General features: G+C 71.9%; 21 protein-coding genes. 3 read left to right on the top strand and 18 right to left on the bottom strand.

Translation table 11 applies throughout. The features are described from left to right. The 3 genes from ACWEJ6_RS44215 to ACWEJ6_RS44205 all read right to left on the bottom strand — a co-directional run. Window positions 1-627: serine hydrolase domain-containing protein (locus ACWEJ6_RS44215; protein WP_452431447.1), on the bottom strand; the 627-nt coding region annotated here is incomplete at its 3' end. 197 nt (window positions 628-824) lie between these two features. Beyond that, the gene (locus tag ACWEJ6_RS44210; protein WP_452431446.1) at window positions 825-2,084 is read right to left on the bottom strand and encodes a serine hydrolase domain-containing protein; all 1,260 of its coding nucleotides are present in this window, start codon (window positions 2,082-2,084) and stop codon (window positions 825-827) included. A 108-nt stretch (window positions 2,085-2,192) separates the two neighbouring features. Continuing rightward, window positions 2,193-3,356 carry a pyridoxal phosphate-dependent aminotransferase gene (locus ACWEJ6_RS44205; protein WP_452431445.1) on the bottom strand — a complete coding sequence of 388 codons (1,164 nt, stop codon included), beginning with the start codon at window positions 3,354-3,356 and terminating at the stop codon, window positions 2,193-2,195. A gap of 108 nt (window positions 3,357-3,464) precedes the next feature. On the opposite strand from ACWEJ6_RS44205, the gene ACWEJ6_RS44200 reads away from it, so the two are divergent. Further along, window positions 3,465-4,235: a GntR family transcriptional regulator gene (locus tag ACWEJ6_RS44200; RefSeq protein ID WP_358297803.1), complete on the top strand. Its 771-nt coding sequence runs from the start codon at window positions 3,465-3,467 to the stop codon at window positions 4,233-4,235. Between the two features lie 67 nt (window positions 4,236-4,302). Here ACWEJ6_RS44200 and ACWEJ6_RS44195 read toward each other — a convergent pair whose 3' ends face one another. The 11 genes from ACWEJ6_RS44195 to ACWEJ6_RS44145 form a co-directional block, all read right to left on the bottom strand. Continuing rightward, window positions 4,303-5,817, bottom strand: a complete 1,515-nt coding sequence (locus ACWEJ6_RS44195; protein ID WP_452431444.1) for a CoA-acylating methylmalonate-semialdehyde dehydrogenase — start codon at window positions 5,815-5,817, stop codon at window positions 4,303-4,305. Between the two features lie 50 nt (window positions 5,818-5,867). Then, window positions 5,868-6,662 carry an SDR family NAD(P)-dependent oxidoreductase gene (locus ACWEJ6_RS44190; RefSeq protein WP_452431443.1) on the bottom strand — a complete coding sequence of 265 codons (795 nt, stop codon included), beginning with the start codon at window positions 6,660-6,662 and terminating at the stop codon, window positions 5,868-5,870. Continuing rightward, window positions 6,659-7,843: a glycine C-acetyltransferase gene (locus ACWEJ6_RS44185; RefSeq protein ID WP_452431442.1), complete on the bottom strand. Its 1,185-nt coding sequence runs from the start codon at window positions 7,841-7,843 to the stop codon at window positions 6,659-6,661. Before ACWEJ6_RS44185 ends, ACWEJ6_RS44190 begins: the two co-directional genes overlap by 4 nt. Before the next feature lie 28 nt (window positions 7,844-7,871). Continuing rightward, complete coding sequence (locus ACWEJ6_RS44180) at window positions 7,872-9,200, bottom strand: MFS transporter (protein ID WP_387676289.1); 1,329 nt, start codon at window positions 9,198-9,200, stop codon at window positions 7,872-7,874. 37 nt (window positions 9,201-9,237) lie between these two features. Then, the gene (locus tag ACWEJ6_RS44175; protein ID WP_452431441.1) at window positions 9,238-10,953 is read right to left on the bottom strand and encodes a hydantoinase B/oxoprolinase family protein; all 1,716 of its coding nucleotides are present in this window, start codon (window positions 10,951-10,953) and stop codon (window positions 9,238-9,240) included. After that, entirely contained in the window at window positions 10,950-13,028 is a 2,079-nt protein-coding gene (locus ACWEJ6_RS44170) for a hydantoinase/oxoprolinase family protein (RefSeq protein ID WP_452431440.1), read from the bottom strand. Before ACWEJ6_RS44170 ends, ACWEJ6_RS44175 begins: the two co-directional genes overlap by 4 nt. A gap of 114 nt (window positions 13,029-13,142) precedes the next feature. Continuing rightward, window positions 13,143-14,021 carry a hypothetical protein gene (locus ACWEJ6_RS44165; protein ID WP_452431439.1) on the bottom strand — a complete coding sequence of 293 codons (879 nt, stop codon included), beginning with the start codon at window positions 14,019-14,021 and terminating at the stop codon, window positions 13,143-13,145. 73 nt (window positions 14,022-14,094) lie between these two features. Then, the gene (locus tag ACWEJ6_RS44160) at window positions 14,095-14,502 is read right to left on the bottom strand and encodes a hypothetical protein (protein WP_452431438.1); all 408 of its coding nucleotides are present in this window, start codon (window positions 14,500-14,502) and stop codon (window positions 14,095-14,097) included. Next, window positions 14,499-15,425, bottom strand: coding sequence for an NAD-dependent epimerase/dehydratase family protein (locus tag ACWEJ6_RS44155; RefSeq protein WP_452431437.1), 927 nt, complete (start codon window positions 15,423-15,425; stop codon window positions 14,499-14,501). Before ACWEJ6_RS44155 ends, ACWEJ6_RS44160 begins: the two co-directional genes overlap by 4 nt. A gap of 109 nt (window positions 15,426-15,534) precedes the next feature. Further along, window positions 15,535-15,891, bottom strand: a complete 357-nt coding sequence (locus ACWEJ6_RS44150; protein ID WP_452431436.1) for an ArsR/SmtB family transcription factor — start codon at window positions 15,889-15,891, stop codon at window positions 15,535-15,537. Then, window positions 15,888-16,802: a ketopantoate reductase family protein gene (locus tag ACWEJ6_RS44145; protein ID WP_452431435.1), complete on the bottom strand. Its 915-nt coding sequence runs from the start codon at window positions 16,800-16,802 to the stop codon at window positions 15,888-15,890. The genes ACWEJ6_RS44150 and ACWEJ6_RS44145 overlap by 4 nt, the downstream gene beginning before the upstream one ends. Before the next feature lie 231 nt (window positions 16,803-17,033). On the opposite strand from ACWEJ6_RS44145, the gene ACWEJ6_RS44140 reads away from it, so the two are divergent. Beyond that, window positions 17,034-17,936 carry an endo-beta-N-acetylglucosaminidase H gene (locus ACWEJ6_RS44140; protein ID WP_358297833.1) on the top strand — a complete coding sequence of 301 codons (903 nt, stop codon included), beginning with the start codon at window positions 17,034-17,036 and terminating at the stop codon, window positions 17,934-17,936. 63 nt (window positions 17,937-17,999) lie between these two features. Here ACWEJ6_RS44140 and ACWEJ6_RS44135 read toward each other — a convergent pair whose 3' ends face one another. The 4 genes from ACWEJ6_RS44135 to ACWEJ6_RS44120 are packed head-to-tail and all read right to left on the bottom strand — an operon-like array spanning window position 18,000 to window position 24,119. Next, window positions 18,000-20,996 carry an alpha-mannosidase gene (locus ACWEJ6_RS44135; RefSeq protein WP_452431434.1) on the bottom strand — a complete coding sequence of 999 codons (2,997 nt, stop codon included), beginning with the start codon at window positions 20,994-20,996 and terminating at the stop codon, window positions 18,000-18,002. 30 nt (window positions 20,997-21,026) lie between these two features. Then, window positions 21,027-21,941: a carbohydrate ABC transporter permease gene (locus ACWEJ6_RS44130; protein ID WP_397159819.1), complete on the bottom strand. Its 915-nt coding sequence runs from the start codon at window positions 21,939-21,941 to the stop codon at window positions 21,027-21,029. A gap of 1 nt (window position 21,942) precedes the next feature. Next, window positions 21,943-22,842: a carbohydrate ABC transporter permease gene (locus tag ACWEJ6_RS44125; protein ID WP_387676257.1), complete on the bottom strand. Its 900-nt coding sequence runs from the start codon at window positions 22,840-22,842 to the stop codon at window positions 21,943-21,945. After that, window positions 22,839-24,119, bottom strand: a complete 1,281-nt coding sequence (locus ACWEJ6_RS44120; RefSeq protein WP_452431433.1) for an ABC transporter substrate-binding protein — start codon at window positions 24,117-24,119, stop codon at window positions 22,839-22,841. Before ACWEJ6_RS44120 ends, ACWEJ6_RS44125 begins: the two co-directional genes overlap by 4 nt. A 98-nt stretch (window positions 24,120-24,217) precedes the next feature. Here ACWEJ6_RS44120 and ACWEJ6_RS44115 point away from each other — a divergent pair, with 98 nt between their 5' ends. Next, entirely contained in the window at window positions 24,218-25,249 is a 1,032-nt protein-coding gene (locus ACWEJ6_RS44115; RefSeq protein ID WP_352354547.1) for a LacI family DNA-binding transcriptional regulator, read from the top strand. The last annotated feature ends 43 nt before the right edge of the window (window positions 25,250-25,292 follow it).

Genomic DNA, 25,292 nt, shown 5'->3' with positions numbered 1-25,292 from the left:
CTCCTCGAACGGCCGGCCGGTGACCCGGGAGACGAGCACGCCGACCAGGTCGCTGCTGATCTGGTACTGCCACTGCTCGCCCGGCTGGTACATCAGCGGCAGCTCGCCCAGGCGGCGCATCCACTCGTCCGGCTCGGGCATCTCGACCGGCAGGTTCGGGGTGAGGCCCCGCTCGAAGATCGCGTTCATGATCGGCTTGCCCAGCGCGGTGAAGTCCATGCCGAGCCCGAAGGTGGAGGTCAGCACGTCCCGCACGGTGATCGGCCGGTGGGCCGGGACGGTGTCGTCCAGCGGCGCGCCGGGGCTGGTGAGCACGCGCCGGTCGGCCAGCTCGGGCAGCCACGGGTCGACCACGTCGTCCAGCCGCAGCCGGCACTCGTCCACCAGCACCATGGCCGCCGCGATCGAGACGGGCTTGGACGTGGAGGCCATCCGGAAGACGGTGTCGCGGCGCATGGGTGCGCCGCCGTCGTGCCGCATCGTGCCGATCGCCTCGACGTGCGTCTCCTCGCCGCGGCTCACCAGGGCGACCAGGCCCGGGATCCGCCCCGAGTCGACGTGCCGGGCCAGCACCTCGCGCAGCCTGCGCAGCCCCTGCTCGGAGAAGCCGTTCCCGCCGATTGCCATGATCGTGTCTCCTTGTCGCGGTGGTCGATCCGCCGGATCCGTCACCGGTCCGGCGGCCATGCGTAGACCCTCGCGGACAGCCCTGACACCGAGCCGTCACCGCACTGACGCCGCCGCTGACACGACCGTTGCCGGCATGCCGATGCCGCCGGGGTGAGCCGGCGGCATCGACGTAAGCCGTGGTGAGCGGTGTGACGCTAGCGCTTGACGGAGACCAGCCGGTCCACGGCGAACGGGACGATCTGCGGCTGCGCCGCCTTCGTGCGCGCCGCGCTCTGGCCGCAGAGCCCCAGCAGGAGATAGTCGACGGTGGCGTAGTCGATCGGGCTGATCTCGATGTTGCCGTTCTCGTCCAGGCTCTGGTACTTCGTGCGGTTGACGCCCATGGAGAGCTGGCGGGCGCCGTCCGGGCTGGTGTAGGAGTCGGTGGCCATGCCGAAGACGCCGCCGCTGTGGCCCCAGAACCGTCCGCACGGCAGGTCGGTGGCGTAGATGCCGAGGCCGTACGCGTCCGACACGCCGGCCACGGGCACGGTCTTCTGCATCTCGGCCAGCTCGGCCGGGCCGATCAGCCCGCCGCGCAGCAGCACCCGGTAGAACTGGTTGAGGTCCTCCATCGTGGACACGACGGCGCCCGCCGTGGTGATCCACGACATGTTGTAGACGCTGTAGTCCTTGGGCGGGTCGATGAAGCCGAACATCGACTCGTACGCCTTGGAGTGCGGGCCGGGGATGACCGGCGTGCGCGGGAAGGACGTGTGCCGCAGCCCCGCCTTGCGGATGACGTTGCGGGTGATGTACTGCTCGGCGTTCTCGCCCGTCACCTTCTCCAGGAGCAGGCCGGCGATCAGGTAGTTGGTGTTGGAGTAGATCCCCGGCGTGGCGCCCGGCTCGCCGGTGGGCGTGGCGGCCAGGCCCAGCTCGACCAGCTCCCGGCGGGAGAAGGTGCGGAAACGGTTGTCGTCGAGGCTCTCGAACGTGCCCTGGAGCAGCGAGGGGAAGGCCGGGCCCACGTGGTCGGCGATGTGGCTCGTGTGGTTGAGCAACATCCGCACGGTGATCTTCTGGCCGCGCTCGCCCGGCACCACGTCGGGCAGGTAGCGGGCGATGGGGGCGTCCAGTTCGACGGCGCCGCGGGCCACCTGCTGGAGCAGGGCAACGGCGGTGAACGTCTTGGTGATGCTGCCGACCCGGTGCGCCATGCCGGGGCGCACGGGGCGCTTCGTGGCGACGTCGGCCACGCCGGAGGCGCCCCGCCAGCTGCGCTCGCCGTCGCGGACGGTCGAGTAGATGCCGTACATGCCGGCCTCGTGCACGGCGTCCAGCGACTGCCGCAGCGCCTGCCGGTCGAGGCCGGTCTCCCGCGCGGGGGCGGCCTGGGCGGGGCTGGCCGCCAGCACCATCCCGGCGGTCAGGACGACGGCCGAGGCGTTCTTTCCAAGCGTCCGGATGTTCATGGCGTAAGCATGATCCGAACGCGGTTCCGCGGTCAGTCGCGGCTGTCATCGGCTCAACATGACAGGAGTCATGAACCGTCCCGCGGCCCGTGCCGACGGGCGGGCACGTCACGACGCTCGGCGGGCCTGTGCGAGGCCGCGGACCAGCTCGGCGAGCGTTCCCTCGTCGGAGCCGAACGTGATGCGGACATGCGTGTCGGGAGCGTGCATGTCGGCGCCGCGCACGGTCGCGATGCCGTTCCGCAGGAGTGCGCGGTCGATGGCGGCCGGGGTCTCACCGAGGCATGAGCAGTCGGCGAGCAGGAAGGCGCCGCCCGCGGGCCGTACGGGCGGGGGGAAGCCGCTGGCGGCGAGGCCGTCGCAGACGAGGTCGCGCTTGGCCTGGTAGGCGGAGAGCGCCAGGTCGAGCCAGTCGCGTGGGCCGGTGAGTGCGGCGACCGCGGCCCGCTGCGGAACCACTCCGCAACACACCGCCTCCCACTCGAAGCGGCGGTTGAGCGCGTCGATGACGGGTGGCGGCGCCAGGACGTAGCCGAGCCGCCAGCTCGCCAGCGCGTAGTACTTGCTGAGGCTGGTGACGGTGACCAGGTGCGGCCAGCGGTCGGCGAACGCCTCCACCGGGTGGTAGCGGTGGCCGTCGTACGTGAAGTGCTGCCATGAGTCGTCGGAGATGACGAGGAGCCCGTGGCGGGCGGCGAGGTCGACCACGGCCGCGAGGGTGGCGGCGTCGGGGAGATAGCCCGTCGGGTTGGTCGGATTGCACAGCAGCACGGCCCGGCTGCGGCTGGTGACGGCGGCCTCCAGACCGGCCAGGTCGAGCGCCCAGCCGTCGCCCTCGCGGGACGGGACGCCGACGGGCGTGGCGCCGGCCTCGCGGATGGCGCCGTCGAAGAAGTAGGTGGGGGTCGGCACGATCACCTCGTCGCCCGGCGCGAGCACCGTGCGCAGCACGAGGAAGAGCCCCTGCATCGCTCCGTGGGTGATCAGCAGGCGGCGCTCGGGATCGACGCGCAGGCCGTGCTCGCGCTCCAGTTCGGCGGCGATCGCGGCGCGCAGCTCCGGCAGGCCGCGGGTGTCGCGGGGGTCGGGCAGGTCCATCGCGCCCGCCACCGCCCGCCGTACGTGCTCGGGCATGGGCAGGATCGGGGCGCCGACGAGCGGGAGCATCCGCACACCGTCGCGTGCGCCGCGCTCCGCGCGGGCGCGGGTGCTCATCGCCCCCAGCGCCGGGAAGTCGCTCGCGGCGGGAAGGGACCAGGAGTTTCGCTGCATGGAACGAAGCATCGCACACTGAGATATCAACAACAAGAATAAATATCTCTATCCGATGCGGGACGGCCGAGCTGCTGTATCAACGCTGAGAATTGGTATTCTGGCGCGATGTCCGACATCCATGGCGTGGTCAGCGGAACGCCGCACATCCCCGCGCTGCTGCTGGTCGGCACGGACGAGACCGGCCTCGACCGCACGAGCCAGGCCTACCGGGCGATCAGGCGCCAGATCATCGATCTGACCCTGCCGCCCGGCAGCAGTTTCACCGAGACGTCGCTCGCCGAGCAATGGCGGATCAGCAAGACGCCGGTGCGCGAGGCGCTGGCCCGGTTGCGGCGCGACGGGCTGGTGACCGCGCTTCCGCGCGCGGGCTACGTCGTCAGCCCGATCACGCTGCAGGACACCGACGCCCTGTGCGCCCTGCGGACGCTGCTGTCCGGCGAGGCGGCCGCCGCCGCGGCGCGTCTCGGAGTCACGGCGCCGGCGCTCGAACGGCTCGAAGCGCTGTCCAAGGTGCCCATCGCGCTCGCGGCGGGCGAAGTGGAACAGGAGGAGTCGCTCCAGGCCGGCATCGAGTTCGAGGGCATCATCGCCAACTTCAGCGGCAACCCTCGCCTCGGCAAGGCCATCGTCGACGTGCTCGACGAGCTGGAACGGGTTCTGCGCATGGCCGCGTTGATCGATCCCGGCATCGCGAGCCCGCCCGGCGAGCTGGGAGCCGTCTACGAGGGGCTGCGCGCGCGTGACGCGGACGCCGCCCGGGACGCGATGCGCGCGCGGTGCGAGCGCGTGCGCCGCGACCTGCTGCAGGTGCTGGCGAAGAGCACGTCGGTGAGCCGGGCGCACATCGAGCTGCCCGGGTCGCGCCCGCGGGCGTAGCCCGCGCCGGGCGGGGGCCGGGCCTCCGGGGTGCGGCGCGAGGCCGGTCGGAGGCCGGGCCGTCCGGTCAGACCGCCGTCGGGAAGGAGAGGTCGCCGCGGTGGCGCGGGCCGTCCTCTCGCTCCTCCGGCCACCGGCTGGTGACGGCCTTCGCGCGCGTGTAGAACGCGACGCCCTCCGGACCGTGCATGTGGTGCGCGCCGAACAGCGACTGCTTCCAGCCGCCGAACGAGTGGAACGCCATGGGCACCGGGATCGGCACGTTGACGCCGATCATCCCGACCTGCACGGAGCGCTGGAAGAGGCGCGCCGCGTGGCCGCCCCTGGTGAAGATCGCCGTGCCGTTGGCCAGGTTGTTGCCGTTGATCAGGTCGATCGCCTCGTCGAGCGAGCCGACCCGCACGACGACGAGCACCGGGCCGAAGATCTCGTCGCGGTAGACGTCCATCTCGGGCGTGACGTGATCGAACAGCGTCGGCCCGACGAAGAAGCCGTCGCCCTCGATGTCGAGCTCGCGCCCGTCGACGACGAGGTCGGCGCCCGCGGCGACGCCGGAGTCTATGTAGCCCCTGATCCGTTCCAGCGCCTCCGCCGACACGACCGGCCCCATCTCGGACCCGGCCTCCAGCCCCGGTCCGACCTTGATCGCCTGCGCCTTCTCGCGCATCAGCTCGACGAGCGGCTCGGCCACGTCGCCGACCGCGACGGCGACCGAGATCGCCATGCAGCGCTGGCCCGCCGAGCCGTACCCGGCCGCGACCAGATGCTCGGCGGCGTGGTCGAGGTCGGCGTCGGGCAGCACGACGGCGTGGTTCTTGGCGCCGCCGAGCGCCTGGACGCGCTTGCCCCCCGCGGTCGCGCGCTCGTACACGTACCGCGCGACCGGCGTAGAGCCGACGAACGACACGCCGTCGATGTCCGGATGGTCGAGGATCGCGTCGACCGCGACCTTGTCGCCGTGGACGACGTTGAAGACGCCGTCGGGCAGACCGGCTTCGGCGTAGAGATCGGCGATGAGGTTGGCCGCCGAGGGGTCGCGTTCGGAGGGCTTGAGCACGAACGTGTTGCCGGTCGCGATCGCGATCGGATGCATCCACAGCGGGACCATGGCGGGAAAGTTGAACGGCGTGATCCCGGCGCAGACGCCGAGCGGCTGCCGGAACGAGAACAGGTCGACGTCGGTCGAGACCTGGTCGGAGTACTCGCCCTTGAGCAGGTGCGGGATCCCGCAGGCGAAGTCGATCACCTCCAGGCCGCGGACGAGCTCGCCTCTGGCGTCGTCGAGGACCTTGCCGTGCTCGGCGGAGACCAGCCGCGCGAGGTCGTCGAGGTGCTTGTCGACCAGCTCGCGGAAGGCGAACATCAAGCGCGAGCGCCGCATGACCGAGGTGTCGGCCCAGCCCGGCAGGGCGGCACGCGCGGCCCGTACCGCGGCGTCGACGTCGGCGGGCTCGGCCAGCAGCACGTCGGCCTGATGCGCGCCGGTCGCGGGGTTCCATACCGGGGCGGTGCGGCTCGACCGGCCGGCGGTCTCGCGGCCGCCGATCCGGTGCCGGATTATCCTGACTGTCCCTGTGCTCACAGAAAGCTCACCTTCTCGTGGGGTGCTGGTTGCGGGTGGTCGGCGGCGCGTCAGACGATCAGGTCGCCGCCGTTGATGTCGATGGCCGCCCCGGTGATGTACGCCGCGCGGTCCGAGGCGAGGAAGGCGACGAGCTCGGCGACCTCCCAGGGCTGCCCGACGCGGGGCACCGGGAACGACCGGGTGGCGCGTTCGAGCGCCTCTCCGGGCAGCAGCGCGCGGGCCATCGGGGTGTCGATGAGTCCCGGGCAGACGGCGTTCACCGTGATCCCGTCGGGCCCGTAGTCCTTCGCCAGGTGCCGGGTGAGCCCGAGGACGCCGTGCTTGGCCGTCGTGTAGTGGGCGCCGCCCGCGGTGCTGATGGTCTTGCCGGCGGTGGAGGAGAAGTTGACGATGCGGCCCCAGCTCCGGGCGCGCATCGCGGGAAGCGCCTGCCGGCAGCACAGGACCGTCCCGAGCACGTTGACCGCCAGCACCTGGTTCCACTCGGCCCGGGTGATCTCCTCGAACGGGGTCGGCGGTGCGACGCCCGCGGCGTTGACCAGGATGTCCAGCCGCGACAGCTCCGCCAGCAGCGCGGTGAACGCCCGCTCGACCTGGTCGCCGTCCGTGACGTCCACCGCGAGCGACCGGACGCGGTCCGCCGGCACGGCCAGCGTCGCCGCCAGCTCTCCCGGGCCGGGCGCGGCCAGGTCGAACACCGCGACGGTCGCGCCGCGGCGGGCCAGCGCGTGTGCCGCGGCCAGGCCCATGCCGCGGGCCCCGCCGGTCACGATCGCGACCCGGCCCGCCAGCTCCCGGCCGTCGGCGCTGGTCGGCGCCCGCAGCCCCTCGGCGGTGCTCATGAGCCGGCCAGGACGGCACGCGCGCGGCCGAAGGCGGCCGCCGCCCGTTCGAGCTGGCCGGCGGTGTGCGCGGCCGAGACCTGCACCCTGATCCGCTCCTCGCCGGCCGGGACGACCGGGTGGGAGAGCGCGAAGGCGAGCACGCCCTCGCGGCGGAGCGCCGCCGCCACGTCGAGGGCCAGCGTGCCGCCGCGCAGCATCACGGGGATGATCGGATGCTCCCCCGGCGGCACCTCGTAGCCGAGGTCGCGCAACGCCCGGCGCAGCCAGGCGGTGTTGGCGGCCAGGCGTTCCCGCAGATCGGGACGCCGTCGGGCGATGCGGATCGCCGCCAGCGCCGCCCCGGCCAGCGCGGGGGCCATGGCGTTGGTGAAGATGTAGGGCCGCGAGACCTGGCGCAGCGTCTCGACCAGCGCGCGGTCGCCCGCGACGAAGCCGCCGGCCGCGCCGCCCAGTGCCTTGCCGAGCGTCCCCGTCAGCACGTCGACGCGTCCCTTCAGTCCGAAGTGCTCGGCGGTGCCCCCGCCGGTCGTGCCCAGCACCCCGGTGGCGTGCGAGTCGTCGACCACGAGCACCGCGTCGTGGCGTTCGGCCAGCTCGCAGAGCCGGGGCAGCGCGGCGACGTCGCCGTCCATGCTGAAGACGCCGTCGGTGACGATGAGGCGGTGGCGCGCGCCGGCGAACTCGATGAGGTGGCGTTCGAGCTCGTCGAGGTCGGCGTGGGCGAAGACGCGCCGCCGGGCCCTCGTGAGGCGGATGCCGTCGATCAGGCTGGCGTGGTTGAGCGCGTCGCTGAGGACGACGTCCTGCGGGCCGAGCAGGGCGTCGAAGAGGCCGAGGTTCGCGTCGAAGCAGGAGTTGTGGAGCACGGCGTCCTCGGCGCCGACCAGCTCGGCGATGCACGCCTCCAGCTCGCCGTGGACGGCCCGGGTGCCGCAGAGCACCCGGCCCGCCGCCACCCCGAGCCCAGTCTCGCGCAGCGCCCGCCGGGCCGCGTCGAGGACCTCCGGGTCGCCGGCGAGCCCGAGATAGTCGTTGGAGGCGAAGTTCACCAGCCACTCGCCGTCCACGCCGAGCGCCGGCCCCTGAGGGCCCGAGACCACGAGATCGCGGCGCAGTCCGGTGGTCGCCCGGCGTTCGTCCAGCTCGGCCCGGAGCCGGTGCAGCAGCGCGGCGTTCACGCCCTGCCTCCCTGCCGGTCGGCGGCGGTCATGACAGGCTCCCGTCCAGCCGCTCCATCCGGCGTCCCGCGGTGAGCAGGACGGCCAGCCCGGCGGCCATGATGATCGCGATGGCCAGCAGCGCGTACGTGAAGCTGCCGGTCGCGGACGCGATCGTCCCGGTGAAGTAGGGACCGATGAATCCGCTGACGTTGCTGACGGAGTTGATCAGGGCGATGCCGGAGGCGGCGGCCGCCTCGGTCAGGCCGATCGCCGGGATCCGCCAGAACTGCGGCATCGCGGTGATGATCCCGGCGACGCTCAGGCAGACAGCGAGCACGAACAGCGTGCCGCTGCTGGTGAAGGTCGCCAGCAGCAGCCCCGCCGCGCCGAGCGCCATCGGGACGGCCGTGGCCGTGACCGCCGTCCAGCGCGCGGCCAGGCGAGCCCAGGTCAGGAGGGCGACCGCGGCCACCACGTAGGGGATCGCGGACAGCAGCACGCTGCTGACGTCGGCGGACTCACCGACGCTCTGCGTGAGGGACCTGATCATCGTGGGCAGGAAGAACTGCAGCGGATAGAGCCCGAACGCGATCGCGAACCACGTCACGGCCATCGCCCACACCCGGCCGCTGGTCAGCGCCTGGCGCAGCCCGGTGAGCGCCCCGCGGGCGCGCTGTTCGGCGGCTTCGGCGGCCAGGACGTTCTCGATGGCGGCCTTCTCCTCGTCGTCGAGCCAGCGCGCGTCGGCCGGGCGGTTCGGCAGGAAGACGAAGATCAGGACGCTGACGACGACCGTCAGGATGCCCTCGACGAGGAACAGCGCCCGCCAGCCCGCGATGCCGAACAGGCTCTGGCCCCACTCCAGCAGCGCGGCGGCCAGCGGAGAGCCGATGATCGAGGACAGCGGGATCATCACGATGAAGGTCGACAGCGCCCAGGACCGCTGGCGGCGCGGGAACCAGAACGTCAGGTAGAGCAGGATCCCGGCGGCCAGACCGGCCTCGGCGAACCCGAGGAGGAGCCGCGCGGCGAACAGCGTGGCCGGGGAGTTCACGGCCGCGGTCGCCGCCGTGACCAGCCCCCACGTGATCATGATGCGGGCGATCCACTTCCGCGCGCCGAACCGGCTCAGCATCATGTTGCTCGGCACTTCGAACAGGACGTAGCCGATGAAGAACAGTCCGGCGGCCAGGCCGATCTGGCCGCTGCCGAGGCCCAGGTCACGGGACATGGGCGCGGCGATGTAACCGACGTTGGCGCGGTCGATGTAACTCGCCACGTAGGCGAGGCCGACCAGCGGCATGATCCGGACGCCCACCTTGCGCCAGGTGCGCGGTGAGACGGTGCTCGGTGGGGTCGCGACGGGTGAACTCATGGGGGGTTCCAATCGGTGTGGGGGGTGTGCGGCGGCTTCAGCGCGCCCGGCCTCGCAGCCTGGCGGTGGCGTCCCGGTCGATCACGCCGTCCGCGGTGATCACGACGCCGTAGTCCCGTTCGGCTCCCTCGTGGGTCACCTTGCCGTCGAGGACGTCTTCGAGGACCAGTTCAGGGATGCGTTCGAAGGGGACGCCGTGCCCGCCGCCGCCGGCGGTCACGTGCCGGTGGCGGGTCCCCGCGGTCATCTCGAAGTGCGGTTTCGACTCCAGCACCCGTTCACCGGGACCGCCGGGGTCGAGCATGTTGAGCGAGGGGGTTCCCGGCGCGCCGCCGGCCAGCCCGTACGGCAGGAACGTGCGCCGGTCGGACCTGATCTGCACCTTGGCCTCGGCCGCCAGCAGCGTCATGTCGCGGAAGGTCGCCAGGCCACCGCGCCAGCGGCCCGCTCCGCCGCTGTCGGGGAGGTAGCCGTAACCGTCGATGCGGAGGTGACCGGAGCGTTCCAGCTCCTCGACCGGCGTGTTGGTCAGGTTCGCGCCCAGAGAGCTGATCCCGTCCACGCCGTCGCGGTCGGGACGCGCGCCCCACGCGCCCGCCAGCGGGTCCCACAACACCATGGACTCCCCGTCCGGCCCGACGAGGCCGATCGCGATCCCGTCAGGTCCGCCCTCCCCGGCGGCCGGCACCCGGGCGGGGAACACCGGGGCGAGCGCCCCGAGCACGGCGTCGATGATCCGGAAGCCGACGAGCCCGCGGGCGCCGCGCGCGGCCGGCCGCCGGCCGTTGAGGATGGAGGCTTCCGGGATGACGAAACTGAACGGCCGGTAGAAGCCGCTGTTGGCCGGGATGTCGGAGGCGAGCACGCCCTGCAGGGCGGCGTAGGCGGCCGAGCGGGTGAAGGAGGCCGTCGCGTTGAGCGCGGAGTCCACCTGCGGCGAGGAGCCGGTGAAGTCGAGCTCGATCCCCGACCCGGACAGCGTGACCTTGACGCGGATCGGGATCGGCCCGGACCCCAGGCCGTCGTCGTCGATGTGGTCGAGGAACTCGTAGGCGCCGGGGACGGCCTGGGCGAGCGCGGCGCGCAGCAGGGTCTCGGAGTAGTCGAGCAGCTCGTCGACGAGGGCGGCGAGCCCGTGGACGCCGTGCCGCGCCGCGAGGGCGCGCAGCCCCTCGGCTCCGGTGTGGCAGGCCGCGAGCTGGGATTCGAGGTCGCCGCGCAGCAGCTCGGGCTCGCGCACGTTGCGCAGGATCAGCCGCAGGAACGTCTCGTTGACCGTGCCGGCCTCGACCAGGCACGACGGCGGGATCTGCACCCCTTCGGCGAAGATGCTGGTCGACTGCACGGCCATCGAACCGGCGGCCCACCCGCCGACGTCGGTGTGGTTGACGACCGTGACCGCGAAGCCCAGGAGGTCCTCTCCGGCGAACACCGGGGCGACCGCGAAGATGTCGGGCAGGTGCATGCCGCCCAGGGACGGGTCGTTGAGCAGGTAGACGTCTCCCGGACGGATCCGGTCGCCGAACTCGTCGAGGATCGCCTCCATCGCGTCCGGAATGGACCCGAGGTGCACCGGCAGGGTGTTGGCCTGGGCGATCACCCGGCCCCGCGCGTCGCACAGGGCGGCGGAGAAGTCCATGCTGGACGCCACGAGCTGCGAGTGAGCCGTGCGCAGGATCGTGATCGCCATCTCGTCGGCGATCCCGGTGACGGCGTTGCGGAAGACCTCGAAGGTCACGGCGTCGCGGATCATGAGGCGCTCCAGGTGATGACGATGTTGTTGAGCCGGTCGCGATGCACCCGGGCGCCGGGCGGGACGAGGGTGGTGGCGTCCATGTCCTCGATCACCATCGGCCCCTCGACCGGTTCCGGGCCGAGATCCGACCGGCCCACGACGGGCGTGGGCACGGTCCGGTCGAACCGGCATTCGCGGACGGCGGGCTCGCCGCCGGGGGCGAGGGGCAGGCCCAGCACGTCCGCGATGGACACCTGGGTGGGGAGCCGGCCGCGTACCCGGAGGTTGACCAGCTCCACCAGCTCGTCCGTGCCGGCCCGGCCGTAGGTGCGCCGGTGCTCGGCGTGGAAGCGGGACCGCGTCTCGGCGAGCAGGTCCTCGGTGAGGTCGCCGTCGGGCACCCGGATCCGCAGTTCGAATCGCTGGCCGCGGTAGCGCATGTCCAGGAGCCGGTCCACGACGGCGTCGGCGCCGAGCTGGTCGCGTACGTGGGCGGACAGCCGCGCGAACTCCGCGGCGAGCGCGCCCACGTCGGCGAAGCCGGCCCGGTACGGGGTGAGCTCCTGGCGTTCGGTGTCGGCCACGAGCAGGCCCAGGCTGCTGAACAGTCCCGGGTGCACGGGCACGATCACGGTCGAGATCCCGAGTTCGCGGGCCAGCGCGGCGGCGTAGAGAGGGCCCGCGCCGCCGAAGGCGACCATGGTGGCCTCCCGCGGGTCACGCCCTCGTTCGCTGGTCACCGCCTTGACCGCGGTCGTCATGCTGGACACCGCCACCTGGTACGCGCCGCGCGCGGCGCCCGCCACGTCGTCGCCGAGCTGCTCGGCCACCGGTGACAACGCCTTCACGGCCAGCTCCGGGTGGATCGCCACCCGGCCGCCGGCCAGCGCGTCGGGGCTGAGGTAGCCGAGCGTCACGTTGGCGTCGGTGAGGGTCGGCAGCTCGCCGCCCTGGCCGTAGCAGGCAGGGCCGGGACGCGAGCCGGCGCTGACGGGCCCCACGTGCAGGGCGCCCGCCGCGTCGACGGAGATGATGCTGCCGCCGCCGGAACCGACCTCGGCGATGTCGATCGACGGCGCCCGCACCGGATACCCGGCGCCGGAACTGAGCCCGCGGGCGCCGTTCATGCCGCCGCCGACCTCGTAGTCGGCCGAGACGAACGGTTCACCGTGCTCGATCAGGGACGCCTTCGCCGTGGTCCCGCCCATGTCGAACGCGACCACCGTGGACAGGCCGATCAGCTGGGCGAGCTTCTGCACGGCGGTGACGCCGGCCGCCGGGCCGGACTCGATGATCTGCACCGGCCGCCGCGCGACGGAGGCCGCATCGAGCAGTCCGCCGCTGGACTGCATGACGAGCAGGGGCGCGCGCACCTTCGCCGAGCGCAGCCCCGCTTCCAGCCGGGTGAGGTAACCGTGCACGGTGGGGCCGACGTAGGCGTTGACCGTGGCGGTGCTCGTGCGCTCGAACTCGTGCGGCTGCGGGGAGACGTCGACCGACGCCGTGACGTACACGCCGGGCAGTTCGGCTCGCAGCAGTGCGGCGACCCGCCGTTCCTCGTCAGGGCGGACGTAGGAGTTGATCAGGCACACGGCCACCGCTTCGATGCCGTCCGCGCGCAGGCGTCCGGCCAGCGCGCGGATCTCGTCCTCGCTCGCCGGTGGGGCGAGCCGGCCGTCGGCCGTGATCCGCTGGTCGAGTTCGTGCCGGTCGCGTCGCCGGGCGAGGGGTTCGGGCTTGGACCATGACAGGTCGTAGAGCACCGGCCGGCGCAGCCGTCCGATCTCCAGCACGTCGCGGAAGCCGCGGGTGGTGACCACCGCGGTGCGCACGCCGTTCATCGACAGGATCGCGTTGGTGGCGACGGTCGTGCCGTGCAGCATCGCGACCACGGCCTCGGGCCGGGCACCGGCCAGGGAGAGCACGCCGGTGGTCGCCGCCACCACGCCCGCGCCGTAGTCGGGCGGGGTGGACAACAGCTTCATGGGGACGACCTGGCCGTCCGGCCCCAGCGCGATGACGTCGGTGAAGGTGCCGCCGATGTCGGCGCCGACTCGCCAGCCGGACGGTCGAGGATCGTGACTGGGGGGCACTGGATCTCCTTCGTTCTACGGAGCGACTGGGATCACAGTACGAGTGGGTTGAGATATCAGCAATGCCTAGTTGTCATTTTTATGCGAGTAAGGTGATATGACTTGCTTAGGTCGTCAGCGTGCTTCCGGCTGGTCCGGCAGGCGCACGACGGCGGTGCCGGCCTGGGACTCGCCGAACCCCCAGCCCGCGACCAGCGAGCAGCCGACCGCCTCCAGGACGCCGGTCCACGGCCAGGGGCCGTCGCCGCAGTAGAAGCCGCCCTCGCTGCGCGCGTCGTCCTTGGCGAGACAGAGCATGCGGAGATGGTCGCGGAGCGCGGGATGCGCGACCGCGCCCAGCCGCGCCTCCCAGGGCTCGACGGCGGAGCGGGCGTACCGCATGTCGGAGACGGACACCAGGTGGCCGGGGCCGCGTTCGGTGAACGTGGCGGCCCGCATCGCGTCGGTGAGGGTGCCGTCGGTGGCGACGCGCAGCAGCACGGTCAGCCAGCCGTTCAGTCTCTCGCACTCCTCGCCGGTCAGATCGACGCCGTGGCGGCCCAGGAGCGGCCCCAGCCGTGCGCCGTGCACCAGGACCTCATCGGCTTCGCCCGTTTCATCGGCCGCGGACACGGCCCGCAGGTCGGCGACGAAGGCGTCGCCGAACGGCCGGGGGCCCTTGTGCCCGCCCTCGCCCCATGCCCCTGTTCCCGCCACCAGATCGGGGTCGAACCAGAACAGCGACCCGCCCAGGTCGAACCGCCAGGTCCACGGGGAGAAGGGGTGTTCACCGTCCGGATCCGGGAGGCTCCTCGCCTCCCGGCCGGACAGCGCGTCGGCGGTGGCCCAGGCGTTCGGGAACAGGAACTCGTCGAAGGTGTCCGAGGCGTAGTACACGCCGTACCTGGCGGCAGGGTGCACGGCCGGCTCTCCGCCGAGCAGGATCTCGAACGCGCCGGCCAGCGCGGCATCCCACTCGCTGAGGTCAGCCGCCGGGTACGTCTCGGATGTCACGATGAGCACTCCTTCATGTGATGGCACGCGGATTGTCGCAAGCTATCGGACACCGAGCTGCACTGCCGTTCGCCTACCTCTGTGCCCGTGACCGGCGGCTGAGCTGCCTGCGGTGCACCACGAGGCCGGCCAGCGTCAGCAGGGAGAGGAGGGCGAGCTGCCACCAGTTGTCCGGGTTGCCGCCGAGGTCCAGGTCGGCCGCGTGGTTCACCACGTGCAGCGTGTTGGCGACGAGGAACCCGACCAGCACGACCGACAGCACGTCGCGCCACACCAGCGCGCTCAGCATCATCAGCCCGATGCCGATCTGGAAGACCCCGGCGTCGTGCAGGAAGTGCACGTGATTGGGGAAGCGGGCGAAGACCGCGAAACCGGCCGGGTCGAGGCGCATCCACACGCCGAAGCCCAGCATCGTCAGCGCGCCGACCGCCACGGCCACCTGGACGAAGATCCTGGCCGGCCTGCTGTAACCGTTCGTCATCTCATGTCCTCCAGTCCGTCGGGAACGCTCGGGTGCACCGGGGTCCAGCCCAGGTCGCGGGTGGCCTTGGCGTGCGAGACCCGCATCGTGGTGTCCATCAGCAGGCAGCCCAGGTACGGCACGGCCAGCCGGACCAGCCATCTCGGAATCACGACGGGACGCGGTGTGCCGTGCGCGCGGGCGACCGCGGTCAGGAAGTCGCGCCAGCTCATCGGCCGGTCGTCCACGATGTTGTACGCCTGGCCCGCGCCGCCGCGTTCCATGGCCGCGACCGCGGCCGCCGCGGCGTCGTCCACGTGGACGAAGCAGGTGGTGCCGGTGCTGCCGCGCGGCAGCACCGGTGCCCGCCTGCGCATCATGTCGGCGAACAGGTCGCTGAAGGCGTTCCTGCCGTAGAACATGCCGTAGCGCAGGGCGACGCCCTCGATGCCTGCGGCGGCGAACACCTGGCTCTCGGTCGCCACGCTGGAGTCGGTCACCAGGTCGGCGACGGTGCCGACGTGCACGCCGAACTCGTCGTCCTCGGTCAGCACGCGGTCGCCGTGGTCGCGGTAGCCGTACCCGGTGATCAGCGACTGGGTGACGAACCGGCGCGCGCCGACGGCCCGCGCGGCGTCGAGCAGGTGCGCGGTCCCCCGGTCGCGCAGGGCGAGGGTGGGGTCGTCGGGGCGCAGCCTGCGCGAGGCGCCGCGCAGCGCCGTGGCCTGGTGCATGACGACGTCGGCGGCCTGCCCGTCGAGCGCGCGCAGCAGCGCGTCCCGGTCGAGCACGTCGGCGACGACGGCGTCCGCGCCGCGTTCGGTGACGAGCCGCCGCTTGGCGGGATCGCGGACGACGGCGACCACGTCGTGCCCCGCCGCGGCCAGCGCCGACAACAGCGGAAGCCCGATCGCGCCGGTCGCCCCGGCCAGCAGTACCTTCATCGCCCCTGCTCCTTCACGCGTCGCCTGGATGGACAGCACTGCGAGGACGGGACAGCCGGTCCCGATGTGACAGACCGGGACGGCAAGGCGCGCGGGCGGACGTCGATCTCTAGTGGCCGCCCGGCTGTTCGCCGAGGCCGGAGGCGCACGAGATGATCATCGTGATGAGGTCGCGCAGGGGCGTCAGGAGCTCCGGATAGGCGTCGGCGTTGAGGTCGTACAGGCGCAGGGTGCCCTTGCGCCGTACCGTCAGCAGATCCGCGTCGCGCAGGATCTTGAGGTGGTGGGAGGTGGCGGGCTGGGACAGCTCCAGATGCGCGGCGATGTCGCCGACGCTGCGGGGCTCCGCGGACTCCAGCAGGTGGACGACGATCTCCTGCCTGCGCTCGTCCCCGAGGGCGGTGAACAGCGGCCGGGTCCGCGCGAACAGCGCGAGGACGTCCCGGGCCTCGATCGGGCCGCTCATGCGGGCAACGAGTCGCGCACGGCGGACAGGCGGCCGACCGGCAGCGCCCTGGCCGACCCTTCGGCGATCCAGCCGTCCAGCATCAGGCGTGTCTGCGCGCTCACCTTCGTGAAGTGCGTCTCCAGGTAGCGGCGCAGGTCGAAGGGGAGCAGCCGGGGCAGCACGCGCAACGCCAGCCCCACGGCCCAGGACGGAACGGAGACGGGAGCGCGCAGCCCGTGCTGGGCGGAGACCACCGCGACGGCCTCCCGGACGGCCGCGGCGGCGCCCCGCAACCGCGGGCCCGACGCGGGCAGCCGCCAGCCGGAGGACTCCAGCGCGGCGATGTAGGGGATCATCCGGGCGGCGGTGAGCTCCCCCGCGCCGGCCCGCGTCACCCGCCTGGCCCGCACGCCGCCGGCCCGCAGCGCGGCGACGACCTGCGGGGCACGCGCTCCGGTGACGCCCGTCGCCGTACCGGGCGGCACCCAGTACGCCACCCCCGGGCCGGGAACCTCGCGCTCCAGCGGCGCCTGGTAGGCCAGCAGCGTCGGCGTCACCTGGACGATCTGCTCCCGCGGCCAGACGCCGGCGAGGGTGCGCAGATCGCCCGGATCCTGGCCGATGGTGACCACCGTCGCCGCACCGGTCACCGCGCGCAGCGCGCCCGTCCAGTCGCCGCGCAGCGCCGGCGAGTCCACGCAGAGCCACACCATGTCCCACTGCTCGCGGGGCGGCTCGCTGCGCACCTCGTACGGCGTGATGCGTTCGGCGACCGGCGCCCGCCCCCGCCTGAGCCGGTACAGCGAAGCCCCTTCCCAGCCCTCCCGGCCCGGCCGCACGAGATAGCTGACCCGGGCCCCGCCCGCGGCCAGCCACGCCCCGAAGACCTGCCCCAGGGCGCCGGCACCGACAATCAGCACCTTCGTCATCACTGCTCCATACATCTAAATATTTGGATATATGGAACATTACCACCGGAGAGATCTCCGGCGCCCGCGGCGCCTTTTCCGCGCCGGCGACACCTTGACAGCGGGCCCCGGGCTGCCGATGATCGAGGCGCTATACCGATTTATCTCCAGCCCCCATGCAGCCTCGTGAGAACGAGTGGACTGGACTTAACCGATATAGCAATTCATCCCCCATGCCCTGAGGAGCCGATCGTGAGTTCACCGCTCATGCGCAGAAGGACCCTGCTGGCAGCGCTGGCCGCGACCACCGTGGGTGCCGCGTTACCCACCGCGGCACACGCCGAGCGCCGCGCGGCCGGCAAGACCGGCCCGCTCTCGGTGGTCTACATCGAGGTCAACAGCGAGAGCATGACGAACGTCGCGAAGTACACGCTCGCCCGAGGCGGTGCGCAGGTGTTCGACATCGCGGTCATCTTCGCCGCCAACATCAACTACGACGGCACGAAGGCCTACCTCCACTGCAACGAGAACGTGCAGCGGGTGCTCGACAACGTGGCGACCGAGGTCCGCCCGCTGCAGCAGAGGGGCATCAAGGTCCTGCTGTCCATCCTCGGCAACCACCAGGGCGCCGGCTTCGCGAACTTCCCCTCCCAGCAGGCCGCCGACGCGTTCGCCCAGGAGCTGGCCGACGTGGTGACGACGTACGGGCTCGACGGCATCGACTTCGACGACGAGTACGTCGAGTACGGCAGGAACGGCACCGGCCAGCCGAACGCCTTCTCCTTCGTCTACCTGGTCCAAGCCCTGCGCCAGAAACTGCCGAACAAGCTCATCACGCTGTACGACATCGGCCCGGCCGCCGACCGCCTGTCCTACAACGGCGTCAGCATCAACAACACCTTCGACTACGCCTGGAACCCCTGGTACGGCACCTGGTCCGTGCCGAACGGCCCGACCTCCAGGTCCCGCCTGTCGCCGGCCGCCGTGTCGTTCACCGGCACCAGCTCGTCCACCGCCGCCTCCCTCGCCCGCCGTACGGTCACCGAGGGGTACGGCGTCTTCCTCACCTACAACCTCACCTCGGCGAACACCGCCTCCTACATCTCGGCGTTCACCAACAAGCTGTACGGGAGCTCCGCCGTCTACACCCCCTGACGGCTCAGCCGTGAACGCAGGTGAGGGGCGCCCGGACGGGCGCCCCTCACCGGGAACGTGCGGTCAGCGGCCGAGCCGCAGGGTGACCAGCTCGAACGGCCGCAACGTCACCGGGATCGACCGGCCGGGCCGCTCGGGCTCGGCCAGCGGGCGCTCCAGCAGGTCGGTCACCGTCACCGAGCTGACGGGGAAGCCGGCCGTGAGCGTGGCCGCCGCCCGGCCGCCGCGCGACTCGTGGAAGCGCACCACGACGTCGCCGCTGCCGTCGTCGGCCAGCTTGACCGCGGTGATCACGACCGCGTCGTCGTCCACCGTGACCAGCGGTTCTACCTCGGCGGCGCCGGACAGCACCCGCTCGGGCAGGTTGAGGAACCAGCCCTCGCGCACCGCGTCGCCGATCGTCGCGCCGGGCAGCAGCGCGTGCCGGAAGGCGTGCCTGCCCTGGTCGGTCTCGGGGTCGGGGAAACGGGGGGCGCGCAGCAGCGACACCCGCAGAGTCGTGGTGGTGCCGCCGTCCTCGCGCACGGTCCGGGTCACGTCGTGGCCGTAGGTGGAGTCGTTGACCACGGCCACGCCCCAGCCGGGCTCCTCCAGGTGCACGAACTTGTGGTTGCACGCCTCGAACTTGGCCGCCTCCCAGCTCGTGTTGGTGTGGGTGGCGCGGTAGGCGTGGCCGTACTGGCTCTCGGCGGCGTAGCGCTCGGCGCGCACGTCGAGGGGGAAGGCCAGTTTGAGGAACTTCTCCGTCTCGTGCCAGTCGACCTCGGTGGCGATGTCGACCCGCCGCCCGTCCAGCGAGATCACCTGCGTGACGGACGAGCCGCCGAACGAGCGGGTGACGCGGACCGAGCCGGGCCGCTCGCCGGCCGTCACCTCGTCGGCCGCGGTGAGGTCGGTGACCGTGTTGCGGTAGAACTCGTCCACGTCCCAGGCGTCCCACATGTTGGGGAAGTCCTGGTGCAGCTGGAGCAGGTTGGCGGCCTGGCCGGGGGGCAGGGTCTCGCGCCGGGCCCGCTGGTCGTAGGCGGAGACGATCAGGCCGCGCCCGTCCACCTCGACCCGGAGCAGGCCGTTGTCCAGCACGAAGCCGCCGCCCTCGCGGGGTTCCACGGCCGTCGGGGTCCCCGGTGCGGCCGGGGCCGCGCCACCGGCCGGGACGCCGTTGCGGGCGTGCGGGGCAGCGTTGAAGACCAGCTCGTGGGGGCCGTCTCCGGCCAGGGCCCGCTGGGCGTCGTCGATCAGGCCGGTCAGCTCCTCGGCCAGCGCCGCGTAGGTGGCCCTGGCCTCGCGGTGCACCCAGGCGATCGACGAGCCGGGCAGGATGTCGTGGAACTGGTGCAGCAGCACCGTCTTCCAGATGCGGTCCAGCTGCTCGTACGGGTAGGGCGCGCCGGCCCGCACGGCGGCCGTGGCGGCCCACAGCTCGGCCTCGCGCAGCAGCGACTCGCTGCGCCGGTTGCCCTGCTTGGTCTTGGCCTGGCTGGTCAGCGTGGCCCGGTGCAGCTCCAGGTAGAGCTCGCCCACCCAGACCGGCGGGTCGGGGTACTCGGCCTCGGCCTTGGCGAAGAAGCCGGCGGGGGTCTCCCAGGTGACGGTGGCCGAGCCCTCCAGGTCGCGCAGCCGGGCGGCCTTGGCCACCATCTCGCGGGTGGTGCCGCCGCCGCCGTCGCCCCAGCCGGTGGGGGCCAGCGAGTGCCGGGCGACGCCCTTGTCCTTGAAGTTGCGGGCCGCGTGCGCGATCTCCCGGCCGTTCATCGAGCAGTTGTAGGTGTCGACCGGCGGGAAGTGCGTGAACACCCGCGACCCGTCGATGCCCTCCCACAGGAACGTGTGGTGCGGGAACGTGTTCGTCCGGCTCCACGAGATCTTCTGGGTGAGCAGCCGCTTCGAGCCCGCCGCCTTGATGATCTGCGGCAGCCCGGCCGCGAACCCGAACGTGTCCGGCAGCCACACCTCCTCGTTGTCGACGCCGAACTCGTCGATGAAGAACCGTTTGCCGTGCACGAACTGGCGGGCCATGGCCTCGGAGCCGGGCATGTTCGTGTCGGACTCCACCCACATGCCGCCGGTCGGGACGAACCGCCCGGCCGCCACGGCCTTGGTCACCTTGGCCCACACCTCGGGCCGGTGCTCCTTGATCCACGCCCACTGCTGGGCCTGCGACATCGCGAACACGAACTCCGGCTCGTCGGCCAGCAGCGCCGTCATGTTGGAGGCGGTGCGGGCGACCTTGCGGACGGTCTCGCGCAGCGGCCACAGCCAGGCCGAGTCGATGTGGGCGTGCCCGACCGCGCTGATCCGGTGCGCCGAGGGCACGGCGGGCGCGGACAGCACGCCGGCCAGCTCGGCGCGGGCCGCCGCGGCGGTGGCGTTGACGTCCTGGAGGTCGATCGCGTCCAGGGCGCGGTCGACGGCCCGGGTCAGCTCCGCGCGGCGGCCGCTGTCGGCGGGCAGCTCGTGCATCAGCTCCCCCACCACCTCCAGGTCGATGATCAGGTTCCACACCGTCTCGTCGAACACGGCCAGGTCCATGCGCGCCAGCCGGTACTGCGGCTCGCTGCCCGCCGTCTCCTTGTCGCCGAGCAGGGTGGGCACGAACGGCTTGTAGTCGAGCACGACCGGGTTCGAGGCCGCCTCGATCCGCAGCTCGACCCGCTCGCCGCCGGCCACCGGCGCGCCGACGCGCACCCACTGGTTACGCGGGTTGAGCCCCTTCACGGGCGTGCCGTCGGGCAGGTAGACCAGGCCCTCGCACTGGAAGCCCGGCATGTTCTCGTCGAAGCCGAGGTCGAGCACCGCCTCGACGGTCCGGCCCGTCCAGGCGTCCGGGACGGTGCCGGTCACCGTGAACCAGCTCGTCGCCCATGGCGCGCCCCACGCCGCGCCGACCGCGATCGGCTCGGTCGGGGCCGCGAGCCCTTCGGCGACGGGGACGGGCTCGCCCGGCGCGGTCCAGACGCGCACGTCCATCGGCACGGACTCGGGGTGGACGGCCGGGCGCAGACGTTCGTCCAGCACGCGCTTGAGACGGGCTTCGACCAGTGTGCGGTCGTCATGCATGGAGAGAGACTCCTCGTTCTCGGAACCGGCTCAGCCCTTGATCGCACCCTCGGCGACGCCGCGGAAGAAGAAGCGCTGCAGCGAGGCGAACAGGAGCACGATGGGCAGGAAGGAGATCATTGTCCCAGCGGCGATGAGACGGGGGTTGGCGCTGAACGTGCCGTTGAGGTACTGCAGTCCGACGGTCAGCGTGAAGTTCTTCGGGTCGTTGAGCACGATGAGCGGCCACAGGAAGTCGTCCCAGGCGCCGATGAACGCGAAGATCGTGATCACGCTCAGCATGCCGCGCACGTTCGGCAGCCCGAGGCGGACGAGCCGCTGCCAGGGGGTCGCCCCGTCGATGACCGCCGCCTCGTCCATCTCCTTGGGGATGGCCTGGAAGGCGGTGCGCATCAGCAGCACGTTCAGCATGCCGATCGCGCCGGGCAGCGCCACGCCCAGCAGCGTGTCGGCCAGGCCCATGCCGCGGACGGTGACGTACTGGGAGACGATCGTCACCTCGCCCGGCAGCACGAGCGTGGACAGGAACAGCACCAGGAGCAGCTTGGCGCCCCGGAACTCCAGCCGGGCCAGCGCGAACCCGGCCAGCGTCGCGCCGACCGCGTTGCCGCCCACCACGATGACCGCCACGATCACCGAGTTGAGCGCGTACGTCCACACGGGGATGGTGTCCGCGACGCGCGCGTAGTTCGCCAGCGTCGGCTGGAGCGGGACGAAGCTCGGGGTCTGCGCGAAGACGTCCTCGAACGGGCCCTTCAGCGAGGTGGACAACTGCCACAGGAACGGCAGGATCGTGATCGCCAGGACGAGCAGCAGCAGCGCGTACCGCAGGACCAGCTCACCCGGCGTGGTGGCGCCGAACCCGCCCCGGCCCCGGCGGCGGCCGTGCCGCCCCGGGCGGGCCGCCGCGGCGGCGGGTCGCGCGCTCGCCTTCATGGCCGCCATGTCAGTCCGCCTTCCTGTTGAGCCGGGTCAGCAGGAGCATCGGGCCGATCGTGATGACGAAGAGCAGGATGCTCAGCGCCGAGGCGTAGCCGAAGTGGCCGTAGAAGCCGCGGCTGTACATCTGGATCAGCATGACCAGCGACATCGCCCGCCCGCCCGGCCCGCCGGTGCCGTTGGACAGCACGAACAGCTCGGAGAACACGCGCAGGGCCGACACCGAGACCAGCACCGACACCAGCAACATCGTGTTGCGCACGCCGGGCACCGTCACGCTCCAGAACCGGCGGACGGCCCCCGCCCCGTCCACGGCCGCGGCCTCGTGCAGTTCGCGCCGCACGTTCCCGAGCGCCGACAGATAGATGATCATGTAGTAGCCCAGCCCCTTCCACACCGTCAGGGTGATGGCGCTGAGGACCAGCAGCCACCGGTCGGTCAGGAACGGCAGCGGCCCCTGCAGCACGCCCAGCGCCTGCATGAGCCCGTTGATCAGGCCACGGTCGCTCAGCAGCCAGCTCCAGATCAGCGCGACCACGACGGCGGAGGCGACGACCGGCGTGTAGAAGGCGGTGCGGAAGAACGTGATGCCGGGGATCTTCTTCTCCACCAGGATCGCCAGCAGCAGCGGCAGCAGGGTGAGCACCGGCAGGCAGACCAGCATGAAGACGACGCTGTTGAGCAGCGCGTCGCCGAGCTGGTCGTCGTCGAGCATGCGGCCGAAGTTGGCCAGCCCGGTGAAGTGCCCCCCGCTGAGCGGCTTGGCGTTGGTGAAGGCCAGCACCAGCGTGTTCAGCGAGGGCCAGACGTTGAAGACGAGCAGCCACAGCGCGGCGGGCGCCACCAGCAGCCAGGGGGTGAGCCGGCGGCGGAGGGCGCCCTGTGCGGGAAGAGCGGGGGTGATCACTGGTTGAGCAGCTCGTTGCACTTGGCGACCGCGGCGTCCAGCGCCTCCTTGGCGGAGACCTCGCCGTTGAGCGCGAGGGCGATCTGCTGGCGGATGAACTTGCTCATCGCCTCGGTCACCTCGACCGGCTGCAGCACCTTGGCGGTGGCCAGCGACTTGAAGGCGATGACCTTGGCGTCGCCGGCGTTGGTGCCGTCGCTCTGGGTGAAGAACGGGTCGCCCGCCGAGGCCTTGGTGCTGGGGAAGACGCTGACCTCGTGCGCGAACGCCGCCTGGTTCTCGGCGCTGGTCACCCAGCGGGCCAGCGCGATCGCCGCGGCCGGGTTCTTGCTCTTCTTCGACACCGACAGGCCCTGCACGTACAGCGGCGGGGTGCCCATCGCGGTCGAGGGAACGACCTTGGGCGCGAGGGAGGGGTTGTCGGTCTTGACGGCGATGATGTGGTTGGCGCCGGCCGTCGTCCAGGCCACGGTGCCCTCGTTGAACAGCTTGGCGTTGCCCGCGTAGGTGTCGGTCAGCACGTCGCGCGGCAGTAAGCCCTCCTTGAAGGCGGCCCGGTACTTCTCGATCACCGCGACGGCCTCGGGGGTGTTGAAGACGAAGCTCTTGCCGTCGTCGGACAGCAGCTTCACGCCCGCCTGGGCCAGGTCGCCCAGCTCGGGCCGGCGGCTCATCAGGTAGGTCTTGCCGCCGGACTTCTCCTTGTAGGTCCGGGCCTGCTCGACCAGCTCGTCGAACGTCGTCGGCGGCTTGGCCGCGTCGAGGCCGTTCTTCTTCATCAACTCGGAGTTCCAGTAGTTGACGTCGGTGTTGAGGTACCAGGGATAGCCGTACGTGCCGGGGTAGCCGCGGAAGGTGTAGGCGTCGATGCCGCCCGCGACGTACTCGTCGGCGAGCTTGGGGTCGGCGGCGGCGACGTCGAGCAGCATGCCCTGCTGGACCAGGGGCCTGGCGAAGTCCGGGGGCAGGTTGGTGACGTCGGGGAGTGTTCCGGAGGCGGCCTGGTTGAGTACCTTCTCGGAGTAGGCGTCCGCCGGCTGGTCGAGCCATTCGACCTTCGTGCCGGGGTACTTCTTCTCGAAGGCGGCGACGACGCCCTCGACGTACGCCGTGAACTTGGGCTTCAGGGCCCACGTCTGGAGGCTGACAGTGCCCTTCACCTCTCCCGTGGCCGCCGCGGTCGGGGCGGCGGCTCCCGGCTCGCCGGACCCGCCGAGACCGCAGCCCGAGACGACCATGACGGCTGCCACCGCCGGTCCCGTCCAGTACCTACGCATGGCGCTCTCCTTGGTTACTAAATCGCTCTAGTTGCGGGACTATTCACCTGGCTAGACTCGTGTGTCAATAGCTGAGACGAATTCGTGAAGGAGCAGTGGTGCGCCGACCGACGATCACCGACATCGCCGAGCGGGTCGGGGTTTCCAAGGGCGCGGTGTCCTTCGCGCTCAACGGCCGCCCGGGGGTCGGAGAGGCCACCCGCGCGCGAATCCTGCAGGTGGCGAAGGAGATGAACTGGCGTCCGCACAGCGCCGCCCGGGCCCTCGGCGGGGCGCGCGCGGAGGCTGTGGGCCTGGTCATCGCCCGGCCCGCCAGCGCCCTCGGCGTGGAGCCGTTCTTCGCCCAGTTACTGTCCGGCCTGCAGGCGGGGCTGTCGGCCCAGGCCGTCGCGCTGCAACTGCTGATCGTGGAGGACGCCGAGGCCGAGATGGAGATCTACCGCGAGTGGACCTCCGCCCACCGGGTCGACGGCTTCGTCATGGTGGACCTCATGGTCCGCGACCCGCGCATCGCGGTGCTGGAGGAGCTGGGCGTGCCCGCCGTGGTCCTGGGCGGGCCGGGCAGGCACGGGTCCCTGTCGAGCGTCTGGGCCGACGACCGGGAGGCCATGCTGTCGATCGTGGACTACCTGGCCGCGCTCGGCCACCGCAGGATCGCGCACGTCGCGGGCCTGCCGGCGTTCCGGCACACCCAGCGGCGGGCCCGCGCGCTGCGCGACCGCGCGGGGCGGCTGGCCCTGGAGGAGGCGGTGTCGGTGCACACCGACTTCAGCGACTCCGAGGGCGCCGCCGCGACGCGCGCGCTGCTGTCGCGGCCGCGCCGGCCCACGGCCATCGTCTACGACAGCGACGTGATGGCCCTGGCCGGGCTGGGGGTGGCCGGCGAGATGGGGGTGAAGGTGCCCGACGACCTGTCCATCGTGGCCTTCGACGACTCGGTGCTCACGCGGATCACCCACCCCGCGATCACCGCGCTCTCCCGCGACACCTTCGCCTTCGGCAAGCGGCTGGCCGAGGTGATGCTGGAGGTCATCGCCGACCCTGAGCAGCGCAAGGACGTCAAGACCGAGACCCCCCGGCTGACGGTCCGGGAGAGCACGGCGGCTCCAGGGGCTTGGCAGGGCGACTAAATCGCTTTAGGCTCCGCCGGGAGATCGTACGACCCCCGGAGGA

The sequence above is a fragment of the Nonomuraea sp. NPDC004702 genome (assembly GCF_053601695.1).
Note: the sequence above shows the minus strand (reverse complement) of the source record. Positions and strands in the feature narration are given on the sequence as shown.